The following is a 4,862-nucleotide window of genomic DNA, read 5'->3' as shown; positions in this document are numbered from 1 at the left end:
ATAAGAGGCCGGCCCCGCACAGCCCCCGGTACGTCACCTCGACCTGCGACACCGTGAAGCCGAAGCGTTCCTCCGCGGGGAGGTCCGCCATGGGGTCGCCGGTGGGGTGGACGTCTCTGATCGTGCCGCAGCTGGAGCAGATCAGGTGGTGGTGGGGGCGGTGCGCGTTCGGGTCGTAGCGCTTGGCCCGGCCGTCCGTCGCGACCTCTATGACCTCCCCGAGGGAGACCAGCTCGCCCAGGGTGTTGTAGACGGTCGCCCGGGAGATCTCGGGCAGCCGCTGGGCCGCTCGGGCATGCACCTCGTCGGCCGTGTAATGGACGTGTTCGCCGTCGAGGACCTCCGCAACGACACGCCGCTGGGAAGTCATCCGCCAGCCGCGTCCACGCAGTCGCTCCAGCAGGTCGCTCATATCGTTCACCTATTCAGGTTCGGTGGAATACACGGATTTTACCAGTGGACGTCCGGGTTCCGATAGGATATGGATTTGTCACACTTCTTGACTTGGACCTTGTCCATTGTAGGATCGCTTACGGCGATGGCCAAGGGAGCCAAGGGTCAGGAAACGACTCCAGTGCGGCAGGAGACAAAAGCGACGTGACGGCGTGTGTGACCTCCTCCACGTGCCCGACCGTTCCCCCCACCCCCCAGTTCCTGAGAACGCAGTTCGTGAGCAGTGCCGAGATCTGCCCCGTCCGGAAGGATTCCCATGTCTGAGAACCATGACGCGATCGTCAGCGACGCGAAAACCGAGGGCACGGGCGGCTGCCCGGTCGCGCACACGCGCGCCGCGCACCCGACCCAGGGCGGCGGCAACCGTCAGTGGTGGCCCGAGCGTCTGAACCTGAAGATCCTCGCGAAGAACCCGGCCGTCTCGAACCCGCTCGGCGAGGAGTTCGACTACGCCGCCGCGTTCCAGACCCTGGACCTCCCTGCCGTCAAGCAGGACATCGCCACGGTGCTGACCGACTCCAAGGACTGGTGGCCGGCCGACTTCGGGCACTACGGCCCGTTCATGATCCGTATGGCCTGGCACAGCGCGGGCACCTACCGCATCAGCGACGGCCGCGGTGGCGCCGGCGCTGGTCAGCAGCGCTTCGCCCCCCTCAACAGCTGGCCGGACAACGGCAACCTCGACAAGGCCCGCCGTCTGCTGTGGCCGGTCAAGAAGAAGTACGGCCAGAACCTCTCCTGGGCCGACCTCATGATCCTCGCGGGCAACGTCGCCCTGGAGTCGATGGGCTTCGAGACCTTCGGCTTCGCCGGCGGTCGCGCCGACGTGTGGGAGCCCGACGAGGACGTGTACTGGGGTCCCGAGAAGGTCTGGCTCGACGACGAGCGCTACACCGGCGACCGTGAGCTGGAGGAGCCCCTCGGCGCCGTCCAGATGGGCCTCATCTACGTCAACCCGGAGGGCCCCAACGGCAACCCGGACCCGCTCGCCGCGGCCCGCGACATCCGCGAGACCTTCCGCCGTATGGCGATGAACGACGAGGAGACCGTCGCCCTCATCGCCGGTGGCCACACCTTCGGCAAGACCCACGGCGCCGGCCCGGCCGACGCCGTCGGCCCCGACCCCGAGGCCGCCCCGATCGAGCAGCAGGGCTTCGGCTGGAAGAGCTCGTACGGCTCCGGCAAGGGCGGCGACGCGATCACCAGTGGCCTCGAGGTCACCTGGACGACCACGCCGGCCCAGTGGAGCAACGGGTTCTTCACCAACCTGTTCGAGTACGAGTACGAGCTGACGCAGAGCCCGGCCGGCGCCAACCAGTGGGTGGCGAAGAACGCCGAGGCGATCATCCCCGACGCGCACGACCCGTCGAAGACGAAGCTCCCGACGATGCTCACGACCGACCTGTCGCTGCGCTTCGACCCGGCGTACGCGGAGATCTCCCGCCGCTTCTACGAGAACCCGGACCAGTTCGCGGACGCCTTCGCCCGCGCCTGGTTCAAGCTGACCCACCGCGACCTGGGCCCGGTCGCCCGCTACCTCGGCCCCGAGGTCCCGGCGGAGACGCTGCTGTGGCAGGACCCGCTGCCCGCGCTCACGCACGAGCTGATCGACGCCGCCGACGTCTCCGCCCTCAAGGCGCAGATCCTCGCCACCGGCCTCACGGTCTCCCAGCTCGTCTCCACCACCTGGGCCGCCGCGTCCTCCTTCCGCGGCAGCGACAAGCGCGGCGGTGCCAACGGCGCCCGTATCCGCCTCCAGCCGCAGGCCTCGTGGGAGGTCAACAGCCCGGACGAGCTGGCCCAGGTGCTGCGCACCCTGGAGGGCGTCCAGGAGTCCTTCAACGCCGCGCAGTCCGGCGGCAAGCAGGTCTCCATCGCCGACGTGATCGTCCTCGCGGGTGCCGCGGGCGTCGAGAAGGCGGCCAAGGACGCCGGCTACGACATCGAGGTCCCCTTCACGCCGGGCCGCGTGGACGCGACGCAGGAGCAGACGGACGTCGAGTCCTTCGCCGCCCTGGAGCCGACCGCCGACGGGTTCCGCAACTACCTCGGCAAGGGCAACCGCCTCCCCGCCGAGTACCTGCTGCTCGACAAGGCGAACCTGCTCAACCTGAGCGCCCCCGAGCTGACCGTCCTCGTCGGCGGCCTGCGCGTCCTCGGCGCGAACCACCAGGGCACCTCGCACGGCGTCTTCACCGACACCCCGGGCGTGCTGACGAACGACTTCTTCGTCAACCTGCTCGAACTGGGTACGGAGTGGACGGCGACGTCCGAGGACCAGAACACCTTCGAGGGCCGCGACGCCTCGGGCCAGGTCAAGTGGACCGGCACCCGTGCCGACCTCGTCTTCGGCTCCAACTCCGAGCTGCGCGCGGTCGCCGAGGTCTACGCGAGCGACGACGCCAAGGAGAAGTTCGTCAAGGACTTCGTCAAGGCGTGGGTCAAGGTGTCGAACGCGGACCGCTTCGACCTCGTCTGATCCACCGCTCGGCTCACTCACCCGAGTGACAGCGTCCAGGCCGGCCCGTACGGGTCGGCCTGGACGTTTTTGCCGGCCGCTCGTCGTCGATACTCGTCCCCATGTCACAGCGCCCGGAACCGGATCTCCCCGACCTCCACGACCTGCTCAGAACCCTTCGGGTGTGGTCCCCCGAGGTCACGTCCCTGCCCGCCTTCGCCCCGGAGACGGCCCCCGCCGAGCCGCTCCCCCTGTTCACCACCTGGTTCACGGAGGTGGTGGCCGCCGGGCAGCCCGAGCCGCACACCATGACCCTGGCCACGTCGGACACGGACGGCCTGCCCGACGTACGCACCGTGATGCTGCACGGCGCGGACCCCGACGGCTGGTCCTTCGCCTCCCACTCCGGCAGCGCCAAGGGCCGCCAACTGGCGGCACGCCCCTACGCGGCGCTCCACTTCTACTGGCCCGCACTGGGCCGCCAGATCCGGCTGCGGGGCCCTGTCGAATCCGCCCCCTCCCCCGAGGCACAGGCCGACCTGCACGCCCGGTCGACGGGAGCGCTGGCCGCCGCGCTGACCGGCCGCCAGAGTGAAGTACTGGGCTCACTGGCCGAGTTGGAGCGAACCTCCCGGGAAGCCTGGGAACGGGCGCAGCGCGACCCGGACACCCCGGCCCCGACCTGGACCCTGTACCGACTGCGCCCCGACGAGGCCGAGTTCTTCCAGGGAGACGCCCAGCGCCGCCACGTACGCCTCAAGTACCGCCGTACGGAATCGGAATCGGAATCCGGTTGGCTCAGGGAGCTGCTGTGGCCGTAGCCGAGGCCGGGGCCGCGCCGCCCTGATCCATCTCCGGGTCCGGGGCCGGCTCCGGGTCCTGGGCGATCCGTCCGTGCAGGTGGATGTCCCGGAAGACGTCCTGGCGGTCCTGCTCGAACATCGCGCCCCGCAGCGTCCCCTCGTACCGGAAACCGCAGCGCTCGGCGATACGGCAGGAGGCGTCGTGGCCGACGGCGTGGCCGAGTTCCAGCCGGTTCAGGCCGAGGACGTCGAAGGCCCAGCGCGTGCCGAGGGCGAGGGCGTGGGTGGCGACCCGCCTGCCACGGGCCTCGGGCAGGACCCAGTAGCCGACGCGGGCGACGCGCATGAAGGGGTCGATGTTGCCGACGCCCAGGTGTCCGAGTATCACGCCGGTGACGGCGTCCGTGACGCAGAAGGACACCTGGGTGCCGTCCGCTGCGGTCGCGGAACGGCTGCCGAGGGATTCGCGGGCGCTGTCGAGGTCGGTGACGGGCTTCACCGGGGTGTTCCACCGCTGGAAGTCCGGGTCGGTCATCCCTCGCAGCCACGCGCCGATATCGGTGTCGGAGTCCGCGTCCCACTGCCTCAGCCGGAGTCCGTGACCGAGCACCTCGGGAAACCCGGGGCCGGCGTGGGCAGGGGACCGCTCATGAATGTTGGCCATCACCCCATTGAATCCCGTGAATCCCGTACGGCTGTACGACCCCCAACCCGGGGACGGAATACGGGCACACCCTCCCGGAAGGCCGCCTCCAGCCCCATCCCGACCCGCAGCCCGCCTTCCGCCACGTCCACCACCTCCGTCATCATCCGCGGCCCCTCGTCGAGGTCGACGACAGCGGCGACGTACGGCGTCCGCTCCCCGAAGGGCGGCAGGTCGTTGCGGTGCACGACGGACCAGGTGTAGAGCGTGGCCAGCCCGCTCGCGGTCTCCCACACCACGTCCTCGCTCCAGCAGTACGGGCAGAACTCCCGGGGGTAGTGATGCGCCCGCCCGCACCCCCCGCACCGCCGCACGAGCAGCCGCCCCTCGGCCGCCGCGTCCCAGTAGTCCCGCGTGAAGGCATCGACCTCGGGAACGTCGAACCGCCCCTTGTCCGCCCCGGCACCCGTGCCCAAGCCAGTGCCCACGCCCACGCCCACGCCCA

5 protein-coding genes are annotated in these 4,862 nt (G+C 70.0%); 2 read left to right on the top strand and 3 right to left on the bottom strand.

Going from position 1 to position 4,862, the window contains the following annotated elements:
* Positions 1 to 412: Fur family transcriptional regulator (locus AOK08_RS38950; protein WP_055534904.1), on the bottom strand; the 412-nt coding region annotated here is incomplete at its 3' end.
* A gap of 297 nt (positions 413 to 709) precedes the next feature.
* Between AOK08_RS38950 and katG the strand changes: the two genes are divergently transcribed.
* Positions 710 to 2,932, top strand: a complete 2,223-nt coding sequence (gene katG, locus AOK08_RS38945; RefSeq protein WP_055534903.1) for a catalase/peroxidase HPI — start codon at positions 710 to 712, stop codon at positions 2,930 to 2,932.
* Positions 2,933 to 3,033: 101 nt separating this feature from the next.
* A complete protein-coding gene (locus AOK08_RS38940; RefSeq protein WP_055534901.1) occupies positions 3,034 to 3,732 on the top strand; it encodes a pyridoxine/pyridoxamine 5'-phosphate oxidase in 699 nt (232 codons plus the stop codon).
* Here the strand turns inward: AOK08_RS38940 and AOK08_RS38935 are convergent.
* Positions 3,710 to 4,378, bottom strand: a complete 669-nt coding sequence (locus AOK08_RS38935; RefSeq protein ID WP_055534899.1) for a GNAT family N-acetyltransferase — start codon at positions 4,376 to 4,378, stop codon at positions 3,710 to 3,712. The two genes, AOK08_RS38940 and AOK08_RS38935, sit on opposite strands and share 23 nt — an antisense overlap.
* Positions 4,378 to 4,833 carry a Zn-ribbon domain-containing OB-fold protein gene (locus tag AOK08_RS38930; protein WP_055534906.1) on the bottom strand — a complete coding sequence of 152 codons (456 nt, stop codon included), beginning with the start codon at positions 4,831 to 4,833 and terminating at the stop codon, positions 4,378 to 4,380. Before AOK08_RS38930 ends, AOK08_RS38935 begins: the two co-directional genes overlap by 1 nt.
* Positions 4,834 to 4,862 lie beyond the last annotated feature (29 nt).

Origin of the sequence: Streptomyces graminilatus (genome assembly GCF_001418565.1) — a bacterium.
GTDB lineage: Bacteria > Actinomycetota > Actinomycetes > Streptomycetales > Streptomycetaceae > Streptomyces > Streptomyces graminilatus.
Note: the sequence above shows the minus strand (reverse complement) of the source record. Positions and strands in the feature narration are given on the sequence as shown.

What these genes read in the sequence shown, in the direction of transcription:
- katG (WP_055534903.1), top strand. Translation starts at nt 710, where the DNA reads ATGTCTGAGAACCATGACGCGATCGTCAGCGACGCGAAAACCGAGGGC.
- AOK08_RS38940 (WP_055534901.1), top strand. Translation starts at nt 3,034, where the DNA reads ATGTCACAGCGCCCGGAACCGGATCTCCCCGACCTCCACGACCTGCTC.
- AOK08_RS38935 (WP_055534899.1), bottom strand. Translation starts at nt 4,378, where the DNA reads ATGGCCAACATTCATGAGCGGTCCCCTGCCCACGCCGGCCCCGGGTTT.